The 24285-nt window shown below is 41.5% G+C and carries 23 protein-coding genes; 4 read left to right on the top strand and 19 right to left on the bottom strand.

Annotated elements, in window-relative coordinates:
• Positions 1–272: 272 nt before the first annotated feature.
• The 13 genes from PUND_RS02140 to prlC form a co-directional block, all read right to left on the bottom strand.
• Positions 273–1814 carry a methyl-accepting chemotaxis protein gene (locus tag PUND_RS02140; RefSeq protein ID WP_010390597.1) on the bottom strand — a complete coding sequence of 514 codons (1542 nt, stop codon included), beginning with the start codon at positions 1812–1814 and terminating at the stop codon, positions 273–275.
• A 472-nt stretch (positions 1815–2286) separates the two neighbouring features.
• Complete coding sequence (locus tag PUND_RS02135) at positions 2287–3714, bottom strand: NAD-dependent succinate-semialdehyde dehydrogenase (protein WP_010390595.1); 1428 nt, start codon at positions 3712–3714, stop codon at positions 2287–2289.
• Positions 3715–3976: 262 nt separating this feature from the next.
• A complete protein-coding gene (gene fdx / locus PUND_RS02130) occupies positions 3977–4315 on the bottom strand; it encodes an ISC system 2Fe-2S type ferredoxin (RefSeq protein WP_008113929.1) in 339 nt (112 codons plus the stop codon).
• A gap of 11 nt (positions 4316–4326) precedes the next feature.
• Positions 4327–6189 carry a Fe-S protein assembly chaperone HscA gene (gene hscA, locus PUND_RS02125; protein WP_010390592.1) on the bottom strand — a complete coding sequence of 621 codons (1863 nt, stop codon included), beginning with the start codon at positions 6187–6189 and terminating at the stop codon, positions 4327–4329.
• 42 nt (positions 6190–6231) lie between these two features.
• A complete protein-coding gene (hscB, locus tag PUND_RS02120; protein WP_010390591.1) occupies positions 6232–6759 on the bottom strand; it encodes a co-chaperone HscB in 528 nt (175 codons plus the stop codon).
• Between the two features lie 352 nt (positions 6760–7111).
• A complete protein-coding gene (gene iscA, locus PUND_RS02115; protein ID WP_008113924.1) occupies positions 7112–7435 on the bottom strand; it encodes an iron-sulfur cluster assembly protein IscA in 324 nt (107 codons plus the stop codon).
• A 9-nt stretch (positions 7436–7444) separates the two neighbouring features.
• Positions 7445–7828, bottom strand: coding sequence for a Fe-S cluster assembly scaffold IscU (gene iscU / locus PUND_RS02110; RefSeq protein WP_010390590.1), 384 nt, complete (start codon positions 7826–7828; stop codon positions 7445–7447).
• Between the two features lie 40 nt (positions 7829–7868).
• The gene (locus PUND_RS02105) at positions 7869–9086 is read right to left on the bottom strand and encodes an IscS subfamily cysteine desulfurase (protein ID WP_008113922.1); all 1218 of its coding nucleotides are present in this window, start codon (positions 9084–9086) and stop codon (positions 7869–7871) included.
• A gap of 24 nt (positions 9087–9110) precedes the next feature.
• Positions 9111–9602: a Fe-S cluster assembly transcriptional regulator IscR gene (iscR, locus tag PUND_RS02100; RefSeq protein ID WP_008113921.1), complete on the bottom strand. Its 492-nt coding sequence runs from the start codon at positions 9600–9602 to the stop codon at positions 9111–9113.
• 202 nt (positions 9603–9804) lie between these two features.
• Positions 9805–10530: a tRNA (cytosine(32)/uridine(32)-2'-O)-methyltransferase TrmJ gene (gene trmJ, locus PUND_RS02095; protein ID WP_010390589.1), complete on the bottom strand. Its 726-nt coding sequence runs from the start codon at positions 10528–10530 to the stop codon at positions 9805–9807.
• A 357-nt stretch (positions 10531–10887) separates the two neighbouring features.
• Positions 10888–11643, bottom strand: coding sequence for a class I SAM-dependent methyltransferase (locus PUND_RS02090; RefSeq protein WP_008467222.1), 756 nt, complete (start codon positions 11641–11643; stop codon positions 10888–10890).
• Between the two features lie 65 nt (positions 11644–11708).
• Positions 11709–12887: a response regulator gene (locus PUND_RS02085; RefSeq protein WP_010390587.1), complete on the bottom strand. Its 1179-nt coding sequence runs from the start codon at positions 12885–12887 to the stop codon at positions 11709–11711.
• A gap of 162 nt (positions 12888–13049) precedes the next feature.
• Entirely contained in the window at positions 13050–15101 is a 2052-nt protein-coding gene (prlC, locus tag PUND_RS02080) for an oligopeptidase A (protein WP_010390585.1), read from the bottom strand.
• Between the two features lie 250 nt (positions 15102–15351).
• Between prlC and gorA the strand changes: the two genes are divergently transcribed.
• Positions 15352–16713 carry a glutathione-disulfide reductase gene (gene gorA, locus PUND_RS02075; RefSeq protein WP_010390583.1) on the top strand — a complete coding sequence of 454 codons (1362 nt, stop codon included), beginning with the start codon at positions 15352–15354 and terminating at the stop codon, positions 16711–16713.
• A 127-nt stretch (positions 16714–16840) separates the two neighbouring features.
• Here the strand turns inward: gorA and zapE are convergent, their stop codons facing one another.
• Positions 16841–17929: a cell division protein ZapE gene (zapE, locus tag PUND_RS02070; RefSeq protein ID WP_010390581.1), complete on the bottom strand. Its 1089-nt coding sequence runs from the start codon at positions 17927–17929 to the stop codon at positions 16841–16843.
• Between the two features lie 133 nt (positions 17930–18062).
• Here zapE and PUND_RS02065 point away from each other — a divergent pair, with 133 nt between their 5' ends.
• The 3 genes from PUND_RS02065 to PUND_RS02055 all read left to right on the top strand — a co-directional run bounded on the left by PUND_RS02065 (position 18063) and on the right by PUND_RS02055 (position 21142).
• Positions 18063–18497, top strand: a complete 435-nt coding sequence (locus PUND_RS02065) for a Z-ring associated ZapG family protein (protein WP_010390580.1) — start codon at positions 18063–18065, stop codon at positions 18495–18497.
• A gap of 122 nt (positions 18498–18619) precedes the next feature.
• Entirely contained in the window at positions 18620–19972 is a 1353-nt protein-coding gene (locus PUND_RS02060; RefSeq protein ID WP_010390579.1) for a Do family serine endopeptidase, read from the top strand.
• A gap of 87 nt (positions 19973–20059) precedes the next feature.
• Positions 20060–21142 carry a trypsin-like peptidase domain-containing protein gene (locus PUND_RS02055; RefSeq protein WP_010390578.1) on the top strand — a complete coding sequence of 361 codons (1083 nt, stop codon included), beginning with the start codon at positions 20060–20062 and terminating at the stop codon, positions 21140–21142.
• 74 nt (positions 21143–21216) lie between these two features.
• Here the strand turns inward: PUND_RS02055 and murA are convergent, their stop codons facing one another.
• From murA to mlaD, 5 genes are read right to left on the bottom strand one after another with little or no spacing between them, the layout of a single operon-like run.
• On the bottom strand, positions 21217–22476 hold the full coding sequence (murA, locus tag PUND_RS02050) for a UDP-N-acetylglucosamine 1-carboxyvinyltransferase (RefSeq protein WP_010390577.1): 1260 nt from the start codon (positions 22474–22476) through the stop codon (positions 21217–21219).
• A gap of 14 nt (positions 22477–22490) precedes the next feature.
• Entirely contained in the window at positions 22491–22748 is a 258-nt protein-coding gene (locus PUND_RS02045) for a BolA family protein (protein ID WP_007378312.1), read from the bottom strand.
• Between the two features lie 5 nt (positions 22749–22753).
• Positions 22754–23047: an STAS domain-containing protein gene (locus PUND_RS02040; RefSeq protein ID WP_010390575.1), complete on the bottom strand. Its 294-nt coding sequence runs from the start codon at positions 23045–23047 to the stop codon at positions 22754–22756.
• On the bottom strand, positions 23040–23720 hold the full coding sequence (locus tag PUND_RS02035; protein ID WP_010390574.1) for an MlaC/ttg2D family ABC transporter substrate-binding protein: 681 nt from the start codon (positions 23718–23720) through the stop codon (positions 23040–23042). The genes PUND_RS02040 and PUND_RS02035 overlap by 8 nt, the downstream gene beginning before the upstream one ends.
• Before the next feature lie 5 nt (positions 23721–23725).
• Complete coding sequence (gene mlaD / locus PUND_RS02030; RefSeq protein WP_008115537.1) at positions 23726–24274, bottom strand: outer membrane lipid asymmetry maintenance protein MlaD; 549 nt, start codon at positions 24272–24274, stop codon at positions 23726–23728.
• Positions 24275–24285: the final 11 nt, after the last annotated feature.

The following is a 24285-nucleotide window of genomic DNA, read 5'->3' as shown; positions in this document are numbered from 1 at the left end:
TCATAAAGCCAAACATAAAATAAAAAGTACACTCTTATCTGTAGCCGCCGGTTTCCCCAGCGTTGATTTATATCGTTATTTGGTGCTTTTGATAAAAGCCTGATGCGACATGAAGTCACTGCTAAATAAATATTACAAATAACACCAGTAGTAGCAGGTTTTCCCCGCACCACACAGCCCGTTGCCCGTATTTGACGCTTTAGGCGCGCTGAGAACATGTTATATTCTCAGCGCCTCATACACTTGGATATTTGCTGCCCTTGCTTAAGTTGTTAACCTACTTTAAATGAAAGACCTAGTGACGCTAATGCTTTAGAGTGTTTTTCAATCGCATCAGACTCTATACCTACACTGTGCGCTTGGGCTAAGTTTTCTGAAGACGCACTACTAATATTTGAAATATTACGGCTAATTTCTTGCGATACCATGCTTTGCTCTTCCGCAGCGGTTGATATTTGCGTTGCTAAATCAGAAATATCAGTAATTGCAGCATATACTTTTGAGACGATATCTTGGCTATTGCGGGTTTCTTTAACACAGCTCTCTGCCGCATTCTTACCAGCTTCCATTGTTTTTGACCAGTTGAGTAACGTAGACTGCATTTCAGATATAGAAACTTGAATTTGCTCTGTAGCGGTATGCGTTCTGCTTGAAAGCGCACGCACTTCATCAGCAACAACCGAGAATCCTCTACCATGCTCACCGGCACGCGCAGCTTCTATAGCCGCATTAAGTGCAAGTAAATTTGTTTGATCGGCAATCCCTTGTATCTCTTGCATTATGCCACCAATTTTTTCAGCCTCTGTTGCTAGCCCGCTCGCTGAACTTGCCGAGTTATCCACCTCGTTGGCGAGTAACGATACTTCACGCATGGTGCCTGACATTGCTTGCGTTGCGCTTTCGCAGTCTTGGTGAGCTTGTTGCACTCGTTGGTTAGTTACTAAGGTATTTTTAGCAACCTCATCAATTGAATGTACCATTTCTTCAACCGCTGACGACACTTGATGTAATTCTGATGCTTCTTTTTCAACACCGGCCTGCGCAGCTTCAGCACAAGCTTTAAGAGAGTCAGCACCTTTACTCAGGCTTAAAGTACCATCAATAATACGGCCAACAATGGTCGTTACTTTACCCTCAAGTAATTTAATCTGAAAATCACTATAGCTGAGGCTGTCGCTACCAGAATAAATATGCCGAGATACGCTATCTGGACCTGCTTTGTTTTTTTTAATTTTGCTTTGCGAACGAATTAACTCTTCATAAAAAATAACAAAAGGCAGAGGAACAAACAGCAAACATAACCAGAACATATAACTTGTTAGCCAAGCAATTAAAGCTGCACAGCCAATAAATAGAGGAAGTTTAAATGCGGCTAATTTTTCACTTAAAGGGACAATTGATTGACCGTTGTTTAAACGTTGGTAAAGCTTTTCTGCGCGGTTTTTATATTCTGGAAGGAGTTGTTGGCGAACTGATTGATAACCTACTTTTTTACCGTTTTCATAAATAGGGGTAACAAATGCATCAACCCAGTAATAACGCCCATCTTTACACCTATTTTTTACAGCTCCTCGCCATGCGGTATCGCTTTTTAAATTAGACCACATATCACCAAATGCCGCAGGTGGCATGTCTGGGTGGCGAACCATGTTATGGTTTTTCCCTTTTAACTCATTAATGGTATACCCTGAAACTTTACAAAAGCTATCATTTGCATAGGTGATAACCCCTCGTAAATCTGTTGTAGAAACTAACTCTTCGTCAATGCCAAACGAAACTTCCTGGTCTACCGTTGCTTGATTTCTTCTACTCATAGTGGGTGCTTCATTATTTTTTAATGGATGAATTTGCGGAATGTTAATTTATAAGTGTATAAAACACAATTATACATTTTTACTATATGTTAATAGTATTGAAACTACTGAAACTTTATTCTACTCATTCACACACCAAAAATATACATTTAAAAACATACAGTTACAAATGTTCACGCGAATTAAAAAGAATTACTCTTTCATAAAAGCCTACTTTTAAAAAGGATATAAGCAGAATAGCATCTAACTAAGAATAGTTTAGACCTACAAGGAGGAAGTAGCCAAAAACCTCTCCTTAAAAAAGGACAAAAAAATGCCACCAAAATGGTGGCATTTACACACGGGGGTATTTCTACTTATAGAAATTTTTTACTTTTTGTTTACTTAAACATTTTTTTGAAAGGTAGCATTTACACCCATTTCAAGCAACTTAAAACGCTAAACGGTTAACTCATCGGAACAGTCTAGAGAGTTAAACTCTAATACATACGTATTTTTCTTCTAGGTATTCATCTAAACCTTGGTGACCCCCCTCTCTTCCAAGACCTGATTGTTTTACCCCACCGAACGGTGCTACAGGGTTTGATATAACCCCCTCATTTACACCTATCATGCCAAACTCTAACCCTTCGCTTATACGATAGATTTGTTTAATGTTTTGGCTATAAAAATACGCAGCTAATCCATAAGGGACATCATTAGCAAGTGCAAGGACTTCGCTTTCTTCATCAAATGGGATCACCGTTAATACAGGGCCAAACACTTCTTCGTGATAAATATCCATTTGTGTAGTGACATTAGTAACTATTAATGGGTTTTGAAAGCTGCCACCTAAATTACTGTTATCTCCAATTAGCGTAGCGCCTTTATCGAGAGCATCTTTAATCAGTTGTTGCACTTTCTCTTTTGCTTTGGGATAAATAAGCGGGCCTATGTCGGCATTTTCATCAAAACCGTTTGCAACGTTGAGCGCAGCGACTTTGGGTGTAATTTTTTCAAGCACTTCATTTAATATACTGCGCTGGATGAATATACGGTTTGCCGCTACACACGCTTGGCCACTGTTTCTAAATTTAGCTGCCATTAGGCCATCAATAGCGTCATCAATATCGGCATTATCAAAAATAATGAACGGCGCATTGCCACCTAATTCCATTGATGTTTTTTTAATTGTCTGTGCACACTGTGATAGTAACTGCTTACCTACACCTGTAGAGCCAGTAAAGGTAAACTTACGTACCACCTCTGAGTCAGTCAACATTTTACCAACGTCTTTAGCGTTTTGTGATACCAACACATTAAATGCGCCTTTCACAAAGCCAGCCTGATCAGCTAAATACGCTAAAGCAATAGCACATAGTGGTGTATGTTCAGAAGGTTTTAAAATGAAACTACAGCCAGCAGCATAAGCAGGGGCTACTTTTCGAGTTACCATAGCCACAGGAAAGTTCCATGGTGTTATACCGGCAACCACGCCAATAGGTTGTTTATAACTGGTTAAGCGATGCTGATTGTCGGTTGCAGGGATCACATCCCCATAGCTACGCTTAGCTTGCTCAGCAAACCACTTAATAAAGCCGGCGCCATAATCTATTTCACCGAGAGATTCTTTAAGCGGCTTACCCTGCTCTTTGGTCATAAGTGTAGCTAGCGTTTGTTTATGTTTAATCACCAACTCATACCAGCGCATCAGAGTTTCACTTCGCTCGGTTGCATTGGTTGCTTTTAATTTTACAAACGCGCCTTTTGCCGCATTAATAGCTATATTTACACCTTGCTCGTCAATATCGCTTACTTCAACAATACTTTGTTCGGTGGCGGGATCATCAACGCTAAAGCGTGTGCTGGTTTTATAAAATTCACCGTTTATAAACGAGTCTGAAAAAATAAGATCACTCAAAATACACCTCCGAAATGGGTTTTGGGCTTCGGGCTTCGGGCTTCGGGCTTCGGGCTTCGGGCTTCGGGCTTCGGGCTTCGGGCTTCGATATATTAAAAAGCCTTGTGGTTAACGCTACAAGGTTTTTTAATTTACCCGCACCTCGCAGCCCGTCGCTCGTAACCTTTAAAAAGACGCGGGGTAAACCCGCTGCTACTTAATACAAACAAAAAAGCCGCGGTATTAAACAGCGGCTTTTAATATAATAGTCGTTAATTAAAAACTAGTGTTCTTCATTAACGATATTGAGATTGTACTTAGGTATTTCAACCACTAAGTCTTCATCTCTAATAATTGCTTGGCAACCTAAACGTGACTCAGGTTCTAAACCCCAGGCTTTATCTAGCATGTCGTCTTCTAGGTCGTCACTTTCATCTAATGAGTCAAAACCTTCACGGATCACTAAGTGACAGGTTGTACATGCACATGATTTTTCACAGGCATGAGGAATGCTAATGCCATTTTTAAGCGCGATATCAAGTACCGTTTCGCCAGCGGGCGCTTCTATTGCAGCACCGTCAGGACACAACTCCGGATGGGGAAGAAAAACAATTTGTGGCATTCTAATCTCTCTTATATATTGTCTACTGACTGGCCTGTTAAGGCTTTTTTAATTGATGCATCCATTCTACGCGCGGCAAAATCACTACTCGCATTGTCCATTTTTTCAATGGCTGCTTTAATTTCGCTTGGCTCTTGTGCACTCTCGCGTACTTTTGCAAGTTCGTTTATTTCCACTTTTAGCGCCGCTAGTTGCTCAGGCTCAAGTAAATCGCCATCAGCTGCTAAAGAGGCTTCCATTGCTTCTATTACACGAAGCGCTTCAACTTGTTGCTCTTTAAGCATACGCGCTTGCATGTCGCCTTTAGCGTTACTCATCGACTCTTTAAGCATATTAGCAACTTGGTCGTCAGACAAACCAAACGACGGTTTTACTTGTATTTCTGCTTGAACGCCGGTTGATTTTTCCATGGCTGATACGCTTAGTAAACCATCAGCGTCTACTTTAAAGGTAACGCGAATATGCGCCGCTCCCGCCGCCATAGGTGGAATGCCTTTTAAGCTGAACTTTGCCAGCGATCGACAATCGTCAACCAGTTCACGCTCACCTTGTAATACATGCAACGACATAGCCGTTTGACCATCTTTAAACGTAGTAAATTCTTGCGCACGTGCAACTGGGATAGTGGTATTGCGTGGAATGATTTTTTCAACCAAGCCACCCATGGTCTCAAGTCCTAGCGACAACGGTAACACATCCAGCAATAACATGTCTGAATCTGGCTTGTTACCAATTAATACGTCAGCTTGTAATGCTGCACCCAGTGCAACAACACGATCAGGATCAATTGAAGTGAGTGGTTGTTTATCAAAAAACTCGCCAACTTGAGTACGTACCAACGGCATGCGGGTTGAACCGCCAACCATTACAACTTGTAATACTTCCTGGTTTTCAATACCGGCATCTTTCACTGCACGACGACATGAACGAAGCGTTTTTTTAACCAGTGGCATAGCGAGCTCATTAAATTTTTCTCGCGTTACTTCAACCATGTATTTTTCATCGTCAAACTCAAGGCCAACATTCACTTTTTCGTATTGGCTTAGTGCTTCTTTACAGGCTTTGGCTTTATTAATGAATAAGCGTAATACCGAAGGAGATAAGCCTGTCACGCCGGTTTCTTGTTTTAGGTAATCAACTAATAATGAGTCAAAGTCGTCACCGCCTAGGCTAGAATCGCCACCGGTGGCCAGCACTTCAAACACGCCTTTATTAAGACGCAGAATAGAAATATCAAAGGTACCGCCTCCTAAATCATAAACGGCGATAATACCTTCTTGCCCTGAATCTAAACCGTAAGCAACGGCAGCGGCAGTAGGCTCGTTTAATAAACGCAGTACATTAATGCCGGCAAGTTCAGCCGCATCTTTGGTGCTTTGACGCTGTGCATCATCAAAATAGGCTGGTACAGTAATCACTGCCCCTAAAATATCTTGATTACCAAAGCTTTGCTCAGCGCGTACTTTTAATGCATTTAAAATATGACTTGAGGCTTTAACTGGGCTGATTTTTCCCGCAGCCGTTTCGATAGCCAATGCACCATCATCATCGCAAAACTGATAAGGCAGTTGACCATAGCTTTGTTCTATTTCGGTTTGCGTTTTACCTAAAAAACGCTTCACTGAAATAAGCGTATTAACCGGATCGAGTGTAGCCGCTTGCATTGCATCATTACCCACGGTAATGCCGCCAGCTTGATAACGAACCACTGAGGGTAACATCGCTTCGCCTGACTCATCAGTAATAGTGCGTGCTTCGCCGCTTTGTACGGTTGCCACTAATGAATTTGTAGTGCCTAAGTCAATTCCAATTGCTAATTTATGTTCATGTGGTGCCGCGCTCTGCCCCGGCTCAGCAATTTGCAATAATGCCATAATGCTCTTTAAACTCGTGTTGCTCGCTTTGCAGCAAGTGAATTAATCGTCAAATAAACTGTCTTCAATGCGTTCAAGTTCGTCGCGTAACTTATAAACAAACTTTAGCTTACGGATACTGTCTGCTGCTTGTTGATATTGCTGCTCATCGTTACTTGCTAACTGCTCTGCCAATTGCGCACTGTATTGCTGATCAAGCTGCTTTATTTGTTTTTCAAAATTATCAATAGCAGAATCAGGATCGCTTGCGGTCGCTAACTCTTCAAGCTCTTCGCGAAGCTCCATTTGCTGCATTAAAAACATAGGATCTTGCAATGTTTGCTGCTCAGCACGAATATCAACGCCTAGCTCGCTCAGCATATATTCTGCACGTTTAACGGGATGCTTAAGTGTTTGCAGTGCATCATTAATTTCGGCAGTACTTTGTACGGCCATTAATTTATCACGACTGCTAGCGTTAGCATGGCGATCAGGGTGAACAGCACGTTGAAGTTCTAAGTAGTGCTTGTTAATCGTTGCTAAATCAATATTGTAGTCAACGGGAATTGCAAATAACTCAAAATAACGCATAACTTCTCACAAATGACAAAGCCCTACATTAATTGGCAGGGCTTAGTTATACCCAAGTAGCTCAGGGTCTGTTCACCTTTCAAGGTTAAATTTGCAGCAGTCTGTTTGGTGTTTAGGCAAGGCAGAGCCTATGTGGTGTGGTTATTCCCCACAAATAGGCGATAACGCAGCATCAATACCAAACAGGCGCTGCCCGAAGGGTTCTGCCTAGGGGCGATTTACTCTTTGTTGCTCGGCTTTTACTTAGCCCACTAGGTTACAAACCTCGCGCCGCGATTAAATCGTCCCTAGTTTAAACAAATTTTAATCCGCAAAGGTTAACAAACCCTAAGTATTCAAAACAAGTTTGAGCTTAAACGGTAAAGCTTTCGCCACAACCACACTCATCAGCTTGATTAGGGTTGTTAAATTTAAACCCTTCATTTAAGCCTTCTTTTGTGTAGTCGAGCTCAGTGCCGTCGATATAAACTAAGCTTTTAGCGTCGACAATTAAGGTAACGCCTTTAGCCGCAAATGTTTCATCGTCATCGTTTAGCTCATCAACAAACTCTAATACATAAGCAAGACCTGAACAGCCCGTCGTTTTAATGCCAACTCGCAGGCCTATGCCTTTACCACGGTTTGCTAAAAATGATTGTACGCGGTTTGCTGCCGCATCTGTCAATGTCACTGCCATGAATATCTCTTAGTTTGTATGTTTGCTTTTGTAATCTGCAATTGCTGCTTGAATTGCATCTTCGGCTAAAATTGAACAGTGAATTTTCACTGGTGGTAATTCTAGCTCTGCGCTGATATCAGTATTTTTGATAGTAGACGCTTCGTCTAATGTTTTGCCTTTAACCCACTCTGTTACCAGCGAAGATGAAGCAATTGCGCTACCACAGCCGTACGTTTTGAATTTTGCATCTTCAATCACGCCTTCTGCAGACACTTTAATTTGCAGCTTCATTACGTCACCACATGCTGGTGCGCCTACCATACCCGTTGCCACTGACGGATCGTTTTTATCTAGAGTACCTACGTTACGTGGGTTTTCTACGTGGTCGATTACTTTATCACTGTAAGCCATAATTCTATCCTCACTACCTGCTAGGTATGGGCACCACTAATTAGTGGTGCGCCCATTCAACTGAATCTAAATCAACACCTTCTTGGTGCATTTCCCAAAGAGGAGACATTTCACGTAAACGGCCAATCGAGTTTTTCATTAACTCAACGGTGTAATCAATCTCTTCTTCGGTGGTAAAACGGCCAATACTAAAACGAATTGAACTATGTGCTAATTCGTCGTTGCGACCTAATGCACGCAATACATAAGAAGGTTCTAAACTTGCAGATGTACAGGCTGAACCTGACGATACCGCAATATCTTTAACGGCCATTAGTAACGACTCACCTTCAACAAAGTTAAAGCTGATATTAACAATACCAGGTACTGATTGGTCTTGTGTGCCGTTAAAGTACACTTCGTCCATATCTGTTAAAATGCCGTCGATTAGGCGTTTACGTAACGCACTGATGTGTGCGTGATCTTTTTCAAAATCTTGTTTTGCAATTCTAAATGCTGCGCCCATACCTACTAACTGATGGGTTGCTAATGTACCAGAACGCATACCACGTTCATGGCCGCCACCGTGCATTTGTGCTTCTAAACGGGCACGTGGTTTACGACGAACATACAAAGCACCTACGCCTTTAGGGCCGTATACTTTGTGCGCCGAGAATGACATGAAATCTACTTTAGTTTGTTGCACATCGATTAAAACTTTACCTGCGCTTTGTGCAGCATCTACGTGGAACATAATTTTACGTTCGCGACACATTTCACCAATAGTGTTGATGTCTTGGATTACACCTAGCTCGTTATTTACATGCATAATGCTTACAAGCACAGTGTCGTCACGCATCGTATCTGCTAATTTTTGCAGATCAAGTAGGCCGTTTTCTTCAACGTCCATATAAGTTACTTCAAACCCTTGACGCTCAAGCTCACGACATGTGTCGATAACTGCTTTGTGTTCAGTTTTAGCGGTAATAACATGCTTACCTTTTTTCTTGTAAAACTGAGCCGCACCTTTAATAGCAAGGTTATTTGATTCTGTTGCACCCGATGTGAATACAATTTCACGTGGGTCTGCATTAATTAAATCGGCAATGTCAGTACGTGCTTGGTCAACGACTTCTTCAGCTTGCCAACCAAAACGGTGTGAACGCGATGCTGGATTACCAAAATTACCGTCCATAGTCAGGCACTGCATCATTTCTTTGGCAACTCGTTCGTCAACGGGCGTAGTTGCTGCGTAATCTAAATAAATCGGTAACTTCATTTCTCTCTCCGCTGCAGGTCAACCTTAAAGTTGACAGCTTACTTGAATATTTTCCAACTGCTTAATTGCATCATTAACGCTGTTTTCTTGGCGAAGAGCGACCGCTTTAACGTCCGACTTTTCAACCAGTTCAGCTAAGGTAATATTATTTAAAAATTCTTCAATTCGTGCGCTTAAGTCTGACCACAATGTATGGGTTAAACAACGCATGCCACTTTGACAACCAGTATTGCTTCGCTGACACCGTGTAGCATCAACAGATTCATCTACCGCATTGATAACATCGCCAACTGAAATTACATCGGCCTCACGTCCTAGTAAATAGCCCCCACCAGGACCTCGAACAGAACTCACTAGCCCATTCTTACGTAAACGGGCGAATAACTGCTCAAGATAAGACAAAGAAATTTCTTGGCGCTGCGAAATATCTGCAAGCGCTACAGGGCCTATATTTGCATGTAGTGCAACATCCAGCATGGCTGTAACGGCATATCTGCCTTTTGATGTTAACTTCATAACGCCCCCCGCACAAAAGAGTGCAAATTTTAATTACCAGAGTAGATTAGTCAAGTATTATCCTGATTGGCTAGCCTCAAACGGCAACCGATAAACTTGTAATACCCGACTGTTTTGGTCAAGTATTGGGTCTATTGTAATTACCTGAGTAATTTAGTCAAGTATTAGTGGAGTAATAAAGGGCGCTATTTATAACTAATTGCTATTTTATAGACTTATTAATTGAGGTAAGAATACCTCGTAATATGTTCATTTCAGCATCTTCAGGGCGAGCACGATTAAACAAGCGACGTAGCTTAGTCATTACCATGCCTGGGTGCTGCTTAATGATGAAGCCTGTTTTAAACAAGGTGTCTTCAAGGTGTTCGTAAAACAGCTCTGTTTGTTTAGACGATGGATATAGGGTGTCGTCTTCTTCTTGTTCCGCTTTAGGCTGTTGATTTAAAAATGCCATACGCGTTTCATAACATAAGGTTTGTACTGCCATCGCTAAATTTAGCGAGCTGTATTCTGGGTTAGCAGGAATACATACATGGTAATTACACAGTTGTAATTCTTCGTTTGTTAAGCCACTGTTTTCACGACCAAATACAAGTGCTACAGGGCCATTTACAGCTTCGCCAACAAGCTTTTCACCACATTCACGCGGCTCAACCATAGGCCACGATAATGTACGCGAGCGAGCGCTAGTACCAATAGTTAATGCACAATCAGCAATGGCATCGGCAACCGTATCAACAATAACCGCATTACCAAGTACATCTGTAGCACCTGCAGCCAGTGCGCTGGCATGACTATCTATTTCACAGGCTGGATCTACAAGGTATAACTTTGATAATCCCATGGTTTTCATGGCGCGTGCCGCAGAACCAATATTGCCAGAATGTGAGGTATTAACTAAAACGATGCGGATATCATCTAAGATCATTACAGTGCTACTTATCGAGTACAAAAAAATTGCGCAAATTCTAGCATGAAAACGCGCTGAGATCCTATATTCAATAGTCGAGATCTTAAAGATCAGTTCGCGGTCAGCGGTCAGCGGTCAGCGGTCAGCGGTCAGCGGTCAGCGGTCAGCGGTCAGCGGTCAGGTAGTAAAATAAAACACCGAGCCTTATGCAAGCCCAGTTTTTATATTATAGGTGAGAGTTTACCTCGCGCACTTTCACAACATGTCAAACTACCTGCGCGGCGTAAAGCCCCGCCTACGTTTAACCCAAACACCGTACTTGGCTTAATCTTTTGCTGACAACTGACAGATGAAGACTAAAAACTGGTCTTTAACCTAAACCATCGCGGCTTTTACATACACATCAAAGCGGTTTTTCTTGGTTTTGATTTGCATGCTTGGGGTTTTATCATTTAAAAATGGTGCGTAATCGGGGCGTTTCACTACTACACGCTTACTGGCAAGGGGGTAAGCAAAATCGAGTAAATCATCGGCGTCGGTATCGCCACCCACTAACTCTTGGAATACCCGCATTTCTTTTTTAACCAGTGCTGATTTTTCACGGTGCGGAAACATAGGATCAAGGTAAACCACATCGGGCATGCTGTCACATTGAGCAAGTAAAGTATGGCTTGAGCCAAAGATAAGGCTCATATTTTGCTGCATCCATGGGCCAATTTCACTATCGTTATAAGCACGTTGTAAGCCATCATATAACAGTGCAGCAACCACGGGATGGCGCTCATGTAAAATTACTTTACAGCCTAATGAGGCTAACACAAAACCATCACGCCCAAGGCCTGCTGTGGCATCGAGTACCACTGGCGTTGCGCCCTTGTTAAGACCAACTGCTTTGGCAATAGATTGCCCTTTACCACCACCAAATTTACGCCTATGTGCAACGGCACCAGTTACAAAGTCTACGTTAATAGCACCTAATTTTGGCTCGTCAGTTTTATACAGGCTTAGTCCTTTATCATCGTAATGCAAGCTAAAACCACTGCTTTGCTCTGCCCATTGAGCAAGCCCAAAGCGTGCTTCTAACTCATTTAAATAAGGTCGACACTCTTTAAACGCACACTGTATAACCACTTCACACTCCGATGATAAATTTCACCGTTATTATACCCAAACAAAGCCAATATACGATCTCTAGTTTAAAACAACTCAATATCGTTATTTTCACTCTCAGGTTCTGGCTGCGTTTGTTGTTTACTTAGTTGTGTTTGAGTAATTAAGTCATCACGGTGTTGAGTGGTTGTTTTTAGCTGGTGCTTAATAAAGGCTAAATCATTAGTGGTTGCAACCAGCTGCTGTGATGTATGACTAAGCTGAGTTATTTGCTCATTAAATTGCGAAGTTGATATCTCGTTGTGTGTTTGCATTAGCGATTGGAGTTGCTCAAGCTGCTCTGTAAGCTGGCTAATTGCACTCGTTTGCATGGCGTTTTGATTTTTAAGCTGGGCAACAATATCTTTAAAAGCAAGGGTTAGCTCATTGTCGCGCATTAGTCGATATTGGTGCTGCTGTATAGTAACTACTTTTTCGTTAGTTACTTCTAAAATATGCGGAAATAAATCTTTATAGCGGCCATAAAGTGATGGCGTATCTACAGGCATATTTTTAATTAATAGTGAAATATTAGGGTAATTAATAATAGTACTATGACCAATATCAACAAAGCGTTCTGCATTTTTATGCTGTATGAGTAGCTCTTGCTCTAATGGGCATACGCCTGTTTCTTGGCTATAAAACATTCCCTGGTTATTTTGCCAAAAAACAACCACTACATTGAGGTGTAATGGAGTAAAAAACCCTAAAAAGTATTCACTTAATAATTCTAAATTATCGGCATGATAGCTTTGACAAACAAAACGCATAATGCGCCCCATGTCACCGGTCTCAATCATCGCCATTTCAGCTGTTTTATTGGCCTTTGCTATATCATACTGCAGTGTTGCACACTGCTTGCGATACTGGTAAAGAATTTTAATGCGTGCCATCAGCTCCTGTGCGTTAAAAGGCTTCAAAATGTAGTCAGCCCCGCCAACACTAAACCCTTTAATACGTTCAGCTTGCCCCACTTTGGATGATAAAAACATTACCGGAATATCTGTTGTGGCTTTATTTTGTTTAATAGTTTGGCAAACCTCATAACCAGACATGCCCGGCATTTCAACATCAAGCAAAATAATATCGGGGTTATATTTAATCGCTTGTCTTATGCCATCTTCACCATTTTTGGCGTGGATCACTTTGCAAAACCCAGCTAAAGATTCTTCAATAATATGGTGCATTAATTTATCGTCATCAATTGCCAGTATTAACTTTGCCATGCGTTAGTCCCTTTTAGTACTTTGTTCAAAGCATAGTACGCCATGTTAAAACTACTAAAATTTATTCAAAATATTCTTTAACAGCACTGTGTTTTAGGCAATAAAAAAGCGCCTCTGGGGCGCTTTTGTAATTATATTTTAATCCGCAAAGGTCAACAGACCCTAAGCGGCGATGCCGCTGTGGCGCAGTAGTGCATCTACACTTGGCTCACGACCACGGAAGTTTTTAAACAGTGCCATTGGCTCTTCGCTGCCGCCTTTTTCAAGAATGTGCTGCATAAACGCTTGGCCAGTTTGTGGATTAAAAATCCCCTCTTCCTCAAATTTAGAGTAGGCGTCTGCCGAAAGTACTTCAGCCCATTTATACGAGTAATACCCCGCGCTATAACCGCCCGCAAAAATATGACTAAAGCCATGCTGAAAACGGTTAAACGCTGGCGGCTTAATGACTGAGGTACGACTGCGTACATCATCAAGTACAGCTTGAATGTTACATGGTTTGTCTGCCACGTAGTCATGGTGAATTTTAAAATCGAATAACGAGAACTCAAGTTGTCTTAGCATTTGCATACCTGAGTTGTAATTTTTAGCGGCCAATAGTTTATCTAGTAGCTCTTTTGGTAATGGCTCACCGGTTTCGAAGTGGCCTGAAATAAAGCTTAGAGCTTCTTCCTCGTAACACCAGTTTTCTAAAAACTGACTTGGCAATTCAACGGCATCCCATGCCACACCATTAATACCAGCAACAGGCGCTGCATCTACTTGAGTTAACATGTGGTGAATGCCGTGACCAAACTCATGGAACAGTGTGGTTACTTCATTATGGGTAAACAAAGCAGGCTTATCGCCAATCGCTTTATTAAAGTTACACACTAAGTAAGCAACTGGTGTTTGAAGTTCACCATTAGCACGCACTTTACGACCCATACAGTCATCCATCCACGCACCACCACGCTTGTGGTCACGGGCGTATAAATCTAAGTAAAAACGGCCACGTAAAGTATTGTTGCTATCGTAAATTTCAAAAAAGCGCACATCTTTATGGTAAGTATCGATGTCTTTTTGCTCTTTAACTGTAATACCAAATAAGCGGTTAACCGTTTCAAACAAACCACTAAGCACTTTATCGGCAGGGAAGTATGGGCGTAATACTTCATCTGAAATCGCGTATTTTTCTTGCTTTAGCTTTTCGCTGTAATAACCAAAGTCCCATGCCTGTAGTTCACTAATACCGTGCTGTTGCTCTGCATATTGTTGCAACTCTTTAAGCTCTTGCTCTGCTTGTGGCTTAGATTTAGCGGCTAAATCTTCTAAAAATGAAAATACCTGTGCAGGTGATTCTGCCATTTTTGTAGCTAACGATTTTTCGGCGTAATTATTAAAGCCTAGTAACTGTGCTAACTCATGACGCAGTGCCAGTTCTTCACTCATTATCGCCGAGTTATCAAACTCTCCTGCATTTGGCCCTTGATCGGATGCACGAGTAGAAAACGCGGTGTATGTTTCTTTGCGAAGTTCACGGTCGTCTGCGTAAGTCATTATAGGTAAGTAAGAAGGGAAATCGAGAGTGAATACCCAGCCTTCTAAGTCTTTACTTTTTGCTGTATCGGCCGCTAATGCCAGTGCTGATTCTGGTAAACCCGCTAGCTGGCTTTCATCGGTAATATGCTTATGCCATGCAAGCGTGGCATCCATCACATTATTACCAAATTTTGAAGCAAGCTCTGATAAACGCGCACTAATTTCACCGTAGCGTTTTTGCTGCTCAGGATTTAGTGCAATGCCTGAAAGCTTAAAGTCACGCAATGCGTTGGTAACGGTTTTTTGCTGAGCGGTAGTGAGTGTTTTAAATTCATCGCTATTATAAAGCGCGCTGTAAGCCTCATATAAGCCTTGGTGTTGGCCAACAAAAGTAGAATATTCAGAAATAAGCGGTAAACACTGCTCATAAGCTTCGCGAAGTTCATCGTTGTTCATCACCGAGTTCAAATGCGATACCGGTGAAAACAATCGCGATAGTTTATCGTCAGCTTCTTCAAGGGGTAATACTAAATCATTCCAGGTGTATGATTGCTTTGCTAATACATCATCAATTGCACTGCGACAGTGCTCAATACCTTTTTTTAATGCCGGTACTACATGCTCAGGCTTTATTTTTGAAAAAGGAGGAAGTCCTTCAAGCCCAATAAGGGGATTTGTTTGTGCATTGCTCATAGTCATTCTCAGTTTGTGCAAATATAAAAATGAAGTTGGGGCAAAATACGTAAATACAAGGGGAAACCTGTTTTACTAGTTAACGAGTGTGTATCTTTAAATGATCACCTAGCAGCTTGATCTGAAATAGCATATCTTTCGTTTGATGAAGGATGTTTGATAGATTTTAGCAGCCCCGAACAAGTGACTTGCTCATCGCATATGCTATCATCGGCACAGAAAAGTTAAATTAATATTTAGAGGATTAAACATGGCTCAGCATTTTGATTACATTGCAATTGGTGGCGGTAGTGGTGGTATTGCATCAGCTAACCGTGCAGCAATGCGTGGCGCAAAAGTAGCATTAATTGAAGCTAAACACATGGGTGGCACCTGCGTAAACGTAGGGTGTGTTCCTAAAAAAGTAATGTGGCATGGCGCTCAAGTTGCTGAAGCAATTAATCTTTATGCTCCTGATTACGGTTTTGATGTTGAAGTTAAAGGCTTTGACTGGTCAAAGCTAGTAGAAAGCCGTGAAGCCTATATTGGCCGTATTCACAAAGGCTATGATAATGGTTTAGCTAAAAATGGCGTAACTGTGATCAAAGGTTTTGCAAAGTTTGTTGATAGTAAAACCGTTGAAGTAAATGGCGAGCACTATACAGCTGATCATATTTTAGTTGCCGTAGGCGGACGCCCTACTATTCCTAACATTCCAGGCGCTGAACACGGTATTGATTCAAACGGCTTTTTTGAGCTGAACGAACAACCTAAACGTGTTGCTGTTGTTGGTGCCGGTTATATTGCCGTGGAAATTGCGGGTGTTTTGCACAGCCTAGGTACACAAACTCACTTATTTGTTCGTAAGAGCAAACCGCTGCGCACCTTCGACCCATACATTATCGACACACTGGTTGATATTATGGCTAAAGAAGGCCCTACTCTACATACCGAGTGTTCGCCAAAAGAAGTGGTAAAAGAGGCTAATGGCAGCTTAACAATTCACTTTGAGAATGGTTACAGCGAAAATGTTGATCAGGTTATTTGGGCTATAGGCCGCACGCCAACAACTGATAAAATTAACCTTGCTGCAGCTGGCGTAGAAGTAAACGAAAGCGGTTATGTAAAAGTAGATGAATACCAAAACACCACAGCTGAAAATGTATACGCTGTGGGTGATATTATCGAAAATGGTATTGAGCTTACACCGGTTGCTGTTAAAGCGGGTCGTACTCTATCGGAGCGTTTATTTAATAAAGAATTGCCGAACGATTTAAAAATGGACTACAGCCTAGTACCAACCGTAGTATTTAGCCATCCACCTATCGGCACAATTGGCTTAACTGAGCAAGAAGCTATTTCTCAGTACGGCGGCGAAAATGTAAAAGTATATAAATCGAGCTTTGCAGCTATGTACACTGCCGTTACTCAGCACCGCCAAGCCTGTAATATGATGTTAGTGTGTGCAGGTGATGATGAAAAAGTAGTAGGTTTACACGGTATTGGTTTTACTGTTGATGAAATGATTCAGGGCTTTGCAGTCGCCATGAAAATGGGCGCGACTAAGGCTGATTTTGATGCCGTGGTTGCACTACACCCTACGGGGTCGGAAGAGTTTGTTACCATGAGATAAGTTCGAGGTTCGAGGTTCGAGAAATAAAAAAACCTTGCGGTTAACATCGCAAGGTTTTTTTATTTAGAAGTTAGGTGTTTTGCTCGAGACCCGAAGCTCGCAGCCCGTTAACTCTAACCTTCGTATTTTAAGCTAAATGCTCTCGGGCTAAATACTCTAACGATTGCATTTCTTGCAGACGACTAATACAGCGTTTAAATTCAAAGTTTAAATTGCCTTGTGTATACAGCTCGGTAATGGGTTTTTCTGCAGAGATAATTAACGTTACATTACGCTCATAAAATTCATCTACCAACGCAATAAAACGCCTTGCTGCATCATCATTATTTTGCCCAAGCTGTTTCACGTTAGATAAAATCACCGTGTTATATAATCGGCTTATTTCCATGTAATCAACTTGGCTACGGGCCGTTTCACACAGTTCGCTAAATTCAAACATGACGATGCAATCAGACACCTTACGAGTTTTGATCATTCGCCCTTCTATTTCGATTGGGGTGTCTAGTTTACCGACTTCCGGCGAGAGCTTATCAAAATATTCGAATAGGTTTTTATCTGCTTGTTCATCAAGCGGGCTATGAAAAATTTCTGCTTGTTCAAGAGTTCGCAATCGGTAATCAACACCTGAATCCACATTAACTATTTCAGTATGCTTGTTCACTAAGGCAATAGCCGGTAAAAAACGGGCACGCTGTAAACCATTGCGGTATAAGTCGTCAGGTACAATATTTGACGTGGCAACCAGCACAATACCGCGAGCGAATAGCGCTTCCATTAAACCACCGAGTAACATGGCATCGGTAATGTCTTGAACAAAAAATTCATCAAAACAGATAATGTCAGTCTCAGCTTTAAAAATATCTGCTACTGTTTCTAAAGGGTTTGCTGTGTTGTTTAATTTTTTAAGCTCATCGTGCACTCGGTGCATAAAGCGGTGAAAATGCACTCGCATTTTTCTATCGCCAGGCAAAGCTTCGTAAAAAGTATCAACTAGGTAAGTTTTACCTCGGCCTACGCCACCCCAAAAGTACAATCCTTTTATAGGTGCGGGTTCAGCTTTATTAAAAAGCTTTGCAAAAAAACCTTTAGATTGCGGTTTTGCTTGTGTTAAATCGTCGTATAAACGCTGTAAATGACGAACTGCATTTTCTTGTGCTGCGTCATGTACAAAGTCATCGCGTTGAAGGTCTTGCTGGTATGTTTGCCAAGGAGTCATATCTATTTACAGTTAAAACACAGTTTAATTTGTAATGCATATTAACACGCATCAATACTCAGGGTATATTAGACTTAGTATGAATTATTATTGAACTAAATATTTTTAGTTATTTTCGCAAAGAGGTGAATTTATGGGTACATTTACATGGGTAGGCTTAGTGATAGTGGTTGCTATTGCTGCATTTTTCGTTGGTGCCTTTGTCACTAAAAAACAATTTAAACAAGATGAGTTAGAGCAACAAGCAGAGCAAGCTAAGCATACTTTAGAGCAGTATCGCCAAGATGTAGCCGACCATTTAGCAAGTACTGGTAAGTTAGTAAACAAAATGAAAGAAAACTACGATCAGTTATTAAGTCATGTTGAAGAAACCAATCAACTGTTACTTGAAGACAGAAATAAAGCTCCTGCTGAACCGTTTTTCTCTAAAGAAACCACAGAGCAGTTACAAGCGTCATTAAAAGAACGTAGCTCAGACCGCTCAAACGCCGATGCTCAACCAGCCGATTATGTGTCGGGTAAATCAGGTTTATTTGCAGGTGATGTGAATACTTCTAAAGCATCTTGATGAACTTTTTTTTGACCCCATAGTCTTTAGATATAACAGCTTTGTTGTTTTATCTTACTGATATACTTTTTTGAGGCTGCTTATTGCAGCCTTTTGCTTTTTAAGTGGAGTAAACCCTGACTATGAAAATGAAATTATCACTTATCAGTGCTGCTATTTTATCTACTAGCTTATTATTAAGTCCAACCGCCTCGTTTGCTAAGTTGCCGGTTGCCGTTAATGGTCAACAATTACCAACACTTGCCCCTATGCTTGAGCAAATCACGCCAGGTGTAGTGAGTATTCAGGTTTCAGGCTCTAAAGAAGTGCGTCGACGCGGTGACCCACTCGATTTCTTTTTTGGCAACCCGCAGCCACGTAGCCAAAAGCGACAGTTTAGTGGTTTAGGCTCTGGAGTTATTATTGATGCCGATAAAGGCTATGTGGTTACCAACAACCATGTAGTACAAGACGCCGAAAAAATGGTGGTTACCCTCGAAGATGGCCGCGAATATGAGGCAACAAAAATTGGCAGCGATAAAGAATCTGATATTGCGCTACTACAAATAGACGCAGATGAATTAACCGCTGTAAAACTTGCTAACTCAGATGACTTACGTGTCGGTGATTTTGCCGTTGCAATTGGTAATCCTTTTGGTTTAAGCCACACAGTTACCTCTGGTATTGTTAGCGCATTAGGTCGTAGTGGTTTAAATATTGAAGGTTACGAAGATTTCATTCAAACCGATGCCGCGATTAACCAAGGTAACTCAGGTGGCGCTTTAGTTAATTTAAACGGTGAGTTAATTGGTATTAATACCGCTATTTTAGGTGCATCGGGTGGTAATGTGGGGATTGGTTTTGCTATTCCATCAAACATGATGAAAAACCTTGTTGATCAAATTGTAGAACATGGTGAAGTACGCCGTGGCTCGCTAGGTATTTCAGGCCGCCCTCTTGATGCAGGCCTTGCCAAAGCACAGCAGCTTGATGTTAAACAAGGTGCTTACGTTATGCAGGTACTCGATGATACAGCTGCCAGCAAAGCCGGTATTAAAGCAGGCGATGTGATTATTAGCATTAATGGCAGTGAAATTAGTGGCTTCCATGAACTGCGAAGCAAAATTGCCACTTTAGGTGAAGGCCGTGAAGTACAGCTAGGAATTTACCGTGACGGTAAAGTTAAAAACGTTGAAGTTACCCTAGATGGCGCATCAGGAATTACCGCTGCAGGTGAAGAGTTACACCCAGCATTCCAAGGTGCAACACTTGAAAACGTGAAGAAAAACAAAATGAAAGGGATTGAGGTAACCTCTGTCGATCCTCGTTCACCATCAGCACGGGTTGGCCTTGAAGAAGGCGATGTTATTGTGCAAGTAAACCGTCAACGGGTAGAAAGCATTCGCGATATGAACCAAATTATCGACGATATTCAAGGTAATATTGTGTTAGGTGTTAAACGCGGACGCGAGTCTATCTTTGTATTAATTCAGTAATAATACAATAAAAGTAACAGCGGCACTTGCCGCTGTTATTTTTTTTGTGCCATCATAAAGGGATTGCTCACTAACAATAAGAATATCGTGCTAAAACTTCTAAAATTTGTACTTCCTCCTTTGTTTGCCGGTTTAGGCATTGCTTTTTTAGTGGTTTTTTTCAGCCCTAACATGCGTACTGCATTACTACCTAATGTTCCCCTGCCAAGCGCAATGACCACAAGCCATTTAAGCTTTTCGGATGCGGTTAAACGCGCGGCACCATCGGTTGTCACTATTTTTTCAGAGAGTATTTCTAAAGAGCCACGCTATAAGCGCCAAAATACCGTGCAAGAGCTCGGTTCTGGCGTGATCATGTCACCCGATGGCTATATATTAACTAACTACCATGTGATCAATAATGCCGATCAAATACTGGTCATTCTTACCGATGGTAGGCGCTTTTTTGATGTGCAACTTATTGGTTTTGATACCATTACCGATTTAGCATTATTAAAAATAAATGCCAACCACCTCCCCGTTATCCCTGTTAATGACAACTACACCACAAGTGTCGGTGATTTGGTGTTAGCAATTGGCAACCCATTAAATTTAGGGCAAACAATTACTCAGGGGATCATTAGCGCCACCGGTAAGCAAAAAATTACTGACAGCCCCTACAATAATTTATTGCAAATGGATGCTGCCATTAACGTGGGCAACTCAGGGGGGGCACTGGTAAATTCTAATGGCGACTTAGTGGGGATAACTTCTGCCCAATTTAAAACCCGTGAGAACTTAAACATTCAGGGAATATTTTTTGCTGTACCTTACACCCTTGCTAAAGAAGTTATGGGTAAACTTATTCGCCATGGACGAGTTGTACGTGGCTATTTGGGCTTTGAAGGCACCGCAGTAGATAGTACAGGCAAAGAGGTCAATGATAGCTTAACGCCCGTTGCAGGCATGCGTATTACCAACTTAGACCCTTTAGGTCCAGCATGGCAAGCGGGCATTGAAGAACAAGACATTGTGATTAAAATTGCCGGACTTTCTGTGGCTAATCCACAAAATGTATTGAAAAAAATAGGTGGGACCGAGCCAGGTAAAGAAATTGAGTTTGAGCTATACCGTAATGGTGAAATAGAAAAAATAATGGTGACGGTTGCGGAGCTTGAAACCAAACTATAAAGCGCTTATTTATACTTTGGCATTAGACATAAAAAAACGCGATAGGTCATCGCGTTTTTTATGTATTAGACTAATTAATTGCTTTTGCGTTTAATGTTAGCACCTAGCGCACTGAGTTTATCTTCAATACGCTGATAGCCTCTATCTACATGATAAATACGGTCAACAACCGTTTCACCTTGAGCCACAATTCCCGTTAAAATAAGGCTTGCTGATGCTCGTAAATCGGTTGCCATAACCTGCGCACCCGATAAGCTTTGTGTTTCACCACAAAAAGCTGTATTGCCTTCAAGACGAATATTAGCGCCCATACGCTGTAGCTCAGGTACATGCATAAAACGATTTTCAAAAATAGTTTCGGTAATGGTCGCACTGCCATTAGCTACTACATTTAAAGCGGTAAATTGAGCTTGCATGTCGGTTGGAAAACCTGGATGCGGCATAGTTTTAATATTAACCGCTTTAAGCTCTCGGCCACGCATATCAAGATAAATACTGTCATCATGCACTTCTAGTAACGCATTGGTTGCACGTAACTTTTCTATTACCGGCTCAAGTGAATGAAAGTCGGTCATTTTACATAGTACTTCACCACCGGCCATCGCGGCGGCCACTAAAAAAGTGCCGGTTTCAATACGATCCGGTAATATGCGGTGTTCACAACCCGATAAACGCTCAACCCCTTCAATCTCAATACGGCTAGAGCCTGCACCGGTAATTTTAGCGCCCATTGCAATTAAGCAATTAGCTAAGTCGATGATTTCAGGCTCGCGCGCTGCATTTTCTAAAACAGTTTTGCCATCTGCAAGCGTTGCCGCCATGAGTAAGTTTTCGGTAGCACCGACACTGATCATTTCCATGAAAATTTCAGCGCCTTTTAAGCGTCCATCTACTTTGGCATTAATATAACCATTTTCCACCGTTATTTGCGCGCCCATGCGCTCTAAACCTTGAATATGAATATCAACTGGGCGTGCACCAATAGCACAGCCACCTGGCAAGGATACTTGTGCCTCACCAAAGCGAGCGACTAAAGGGCCAAGTGCGAGCACTGATGCGCGCATTTGCTTTACTAATTCATAAGGCGCTAACGTACTATTTACCGTTGCACCATCAATAATCAGTGAATCACCTTGCCACTGAACATCAGCGCCTAAGGTTTTTAATAAAGCTTCTGTAGTAATAATATCGCGAAGGCGCGGTACATTAGTAAAGGTACTTTTACCCTCGGGCAATAAGGCTGCAAATAAAATAGGAAGTGCCGCATTTTTAGCGCCAGAAATAGTTACTTCACCAGCCAGCGAAGTGCCACCTTGAATTACAAATTGATCCATCTAAGGGGCCTTATTTATTGCGGTAAAATGAATTTTTGCTCACGTTTCCACTCAGTCGGAGTAAAAGCGCGGATAGAAACAGCATGAATGGTACCATCTGAAATAGTATTCATTAATGGGCCATACACTAACTGTTGCTTTTTAACACGACTTAATCCGTCAAAGCATTCACCAACTGCAATTACTTCATAATGACTGCCATTGGCTTTTACATGTACTTCAGCTAACTGAAGTTCGTCGCGTAATAATGTTTCGACTTGACTCGTTTCCATAACTCTCACTCAAATAGGGTTGTAACCTGACCCAACTGCATAAGGTTTTGCAGTTGTTCAGGTGGGTTTTGCAATTCAAGGCGAATGCCTTGCTGCTTAAATTCTGTAAAAGAGTGAATTAACCAAGCTAAGCCGGCTGTGTCAACCCTTGTGACCTCAGTTAGGTCAAAATAAAGGGTTTTATGCTTAGTTTGTCGCTTAGTGTTCAGAAGCCGTTCATTGCCAATTGAGTTATGAGTCAATTCACCAGTAACTCGTAAATGCTGCTCATCAACTTGGCTGATTGCCAATTTACTCATTTGTATCGCTGCCTCTAAACTGAACCGGCAGCTTACTTTTTTGCTCTAATAGGCCGCTAACATGGTCAATACCTTGTTGGCGTAAAATACCCTGAAGTTCACTTTGTTTTGCATCAAGTAAACTAATACCTTCAGCAATCATGTCGTAAGCGCGCCACTCACCGCTTCGGTCTTCACGTACTTTAAAATCAATTTTTATATCAGGTTTACCCGCTTCAACAATTTTGGTTTTTACCACCACCACGTCTTTACCTTTAAAAGGTTGCTCGGCAGCAAATTCAACTTGTTGGTTAGTGTATTGGGTAAATACACCGGCATAGGTGGCAACTAAGTACTCTCTAAATGCACCAATAAAACGCTGAATATCTTCAATTGCTTTTGCTTTTTCTGCCTTGTCGGTAATTGCGCGTACCTTAGACACTTCGCTACCTAACACTCTTAGTGCCGCATATTTGTAGTCGATGTACGGCATTAACTCTTCTTCAACAATAACACGTAAATGTTCTTTATCTTTTACTATTAATGGTTGATCTTGGGTAATTCGTGCAAAGGTATTGTCAGCAACTTGGCGTACCATTTTATTAGGATCAGTTAATTTTACTTCTGCTGCTTGCACGCTTTGTAATAGCATTAAACTTACTAGCGCAATACTTACTAAAAATGTTTTCAACATAATAATTACTCACTACCTTGGTTGAATAAGAACTGGCCAATTAATTCTTCAAGTACCAATGCCGATTTGGTATCAGTAATTGAATCGCCACTTGCTAATGCTTTGCTTTGCACCCCAAATAAATCATCAATAGCTTGGTCTTGTGCACTGTTTGCAACATCTTCGCCTAAACAACGTTGTTTAGCTGAATCTGAAGCGATCACAGGGTTAATACCTAAATATTGCTCACCTAAAATACCCGAGGTTAAAATTGAGATAGAGCTGGTATCTGAAAAACGACATAAATACTGCGCATCAATACTCATGTTCACCACAGGTAAAAACTCTTGCGGGTGTACATAAATTGACTCGACACGACCAATAACAACTCCCCCTACTTTAATAGGCGCGCGAGTTTTTAATGAGCCTATATTTTCAAACTTGGCGTTTAATGTGTAGGTTTCACCTGAGCCGCTAATACCTGAATTGGCCACTTTAAGCGCTAGCATTGAAAATGCCAAGATACCCAGCGCGACAAAAAAACCAACTAAAATTTCTAATTTCCGTGAATTCATTATTTAATACC

This window comes from Pseudoalteromonas undina (genome assembly GCF_000238275.3).
GTDB classification, from domain to species: domain Bacteria; phylum Pseudomonadota; class Gammaproteobacteria; order Enterobacterales; family Alteromonadaceae; genus Pseudoalteromonas; species Pseudoalteromonas undina.
The sequence above is the reverse complement of the archived record's forward strand: the minus strand, read 5'-3'. Positions and strand labels throughout refer to the sequence as shown.

Excerpts from the sequence above, each read along its gene's own strand:
- PUND_RS02040 (WP_010390575.1), bottom strand. The coding sequence starts at position 23,047 with ATGAGTAAATTGGCAATCAGCCAAGTTGATGAGCAGCATTTACGAGTT.
- hscA (WP_010390592.1), bottom strand. The coding sequence starts at position 6,189 with ATGGCATTATTGCAAATTGCTGAGCCGGGGCAGAGCGCGGCACCACAT.
- iscU (WP_010390590.1), bottom strand. The coding sequence starts at position 7,828 with ATGGCTTACAGTGATAAAGTAATCGACCACGTAGAAAACCCACGTAAC.
- gorA (WP_010390583.1), top strand. The coding sequence starts at position 15,352 with ATGGCTCAGCATTTTGATTACATTGCAATTGGTGGCGGTAGTGGTGGT.
- fdx (WP_008113929.1), bottom strand. The coding sequence starts at position 4,315 with ATGCCACAAATTGTTTTTCTTCCCCATCCGGAGTTGTGTCCTGACGGT.
- PUND_RS02085 (WP_010390587.1), bottom strand. The coding sequence starts at position 12,887 with ATGGCAAAGTTAATACTGGCAATTGATGACGATAAATTAATGCACCAT.
- mlaD (WP_008115537.1), bottom strand. The coding sequence starts at position 24,274 with ATGAATTCACGGAAATTAGAAATTTTAGTTGGTTTTTTTGTCGCGCTG.
- PUND_RS02060 (WP_010390579.1), top strand. The coding sequence starts at position 18,620 with ATGAAAATGAAATTATCACTTATCAGTGCTGCTATTTTATCTACTAGC.
- zapE (WP_010390581.1), bottom strand. The coding sequence starts at position 17,929 with ATGACTCCTTGGCAAACATACCAGCAAGACCTTCAACGCGATGACTTT.
- iscA (WP_008113924.1), bottom strand. The coding sequence starts at position 7,435 with ATGGCAGTGACATTGACAGATGCGGCAGCAAACCGCGTACAATCATTT.
- trmJ (WP_010390589.1), bottom strand. The coding sequence starts at position 10,530 with ATGATCTTAGATGATATCCGCATCGTTTTAGTTAATACCTCACATTCT.
- iscR (WP_008113921.1), bottom strand. The coding sequence starts at position 9,602 with ATGAAGTTAACATCAAAAGGCAGATATGCCGTTACAGCCATGCTGGAT.
- PUND_RS02045 (WP_007378312.1), bottom strand. The coding sequence starts at position 22,748 with ATGGAAACGAGTCAAGTCGAAACATTATTACGCGACGAACTTCAGTTA.
- murA (WP_010390577.1), bottom strand. The coding sequence starts at position 22,476 with ATGGATCAATTTGTAATTCAAGGTGGCACTTCGCTGGCTGGTGAAGTA.
- PUND_RS02035 (WP_010390574.1), bottom strand. The coding sequence starts at position 23,720 with ATGTTGAAAACATTTTTAGTAAGTATTGCGCTAGTAAGTTTAATGCTA.
- prlC (WP_010390585.1), bottom strand. The coding sequence starts at position 15,101 with ATGAGCAATGCACAAACAAATCCCCTTATTGGGCTTGAAGGACTTCCT.
- PUND_RS02105 (WP_008113922.1), bottom strand. The coding sequence starts at position 9,086 with ATGAAGTTACCGATTTATTTAGATTACGCAGCAACTACGCCCGTTGAC.
- hscB (WP_010390591.1), bottom strand. The coding sequence starts at position 6,759 with ATGCGTTATTTTGAGTTATTTGCAATTCCCGTTGACTACAATATTGAT.
- PUND_RS02140 (WP_010390597.1), bottom strand. The coding sequence starts at position 1,814 with ATGAGTAGAAGAAATCAAGCAACGGTAGACCAGGAAGTTTCGTTTGGC.
- PUND_RS02065 (WP_010390580.1), top strand. The coding sequence starts at position 18,063 with ATGGGTACATTTACATGGGTAGGCTTAGTGATAGTGGTTGCTATTGCT.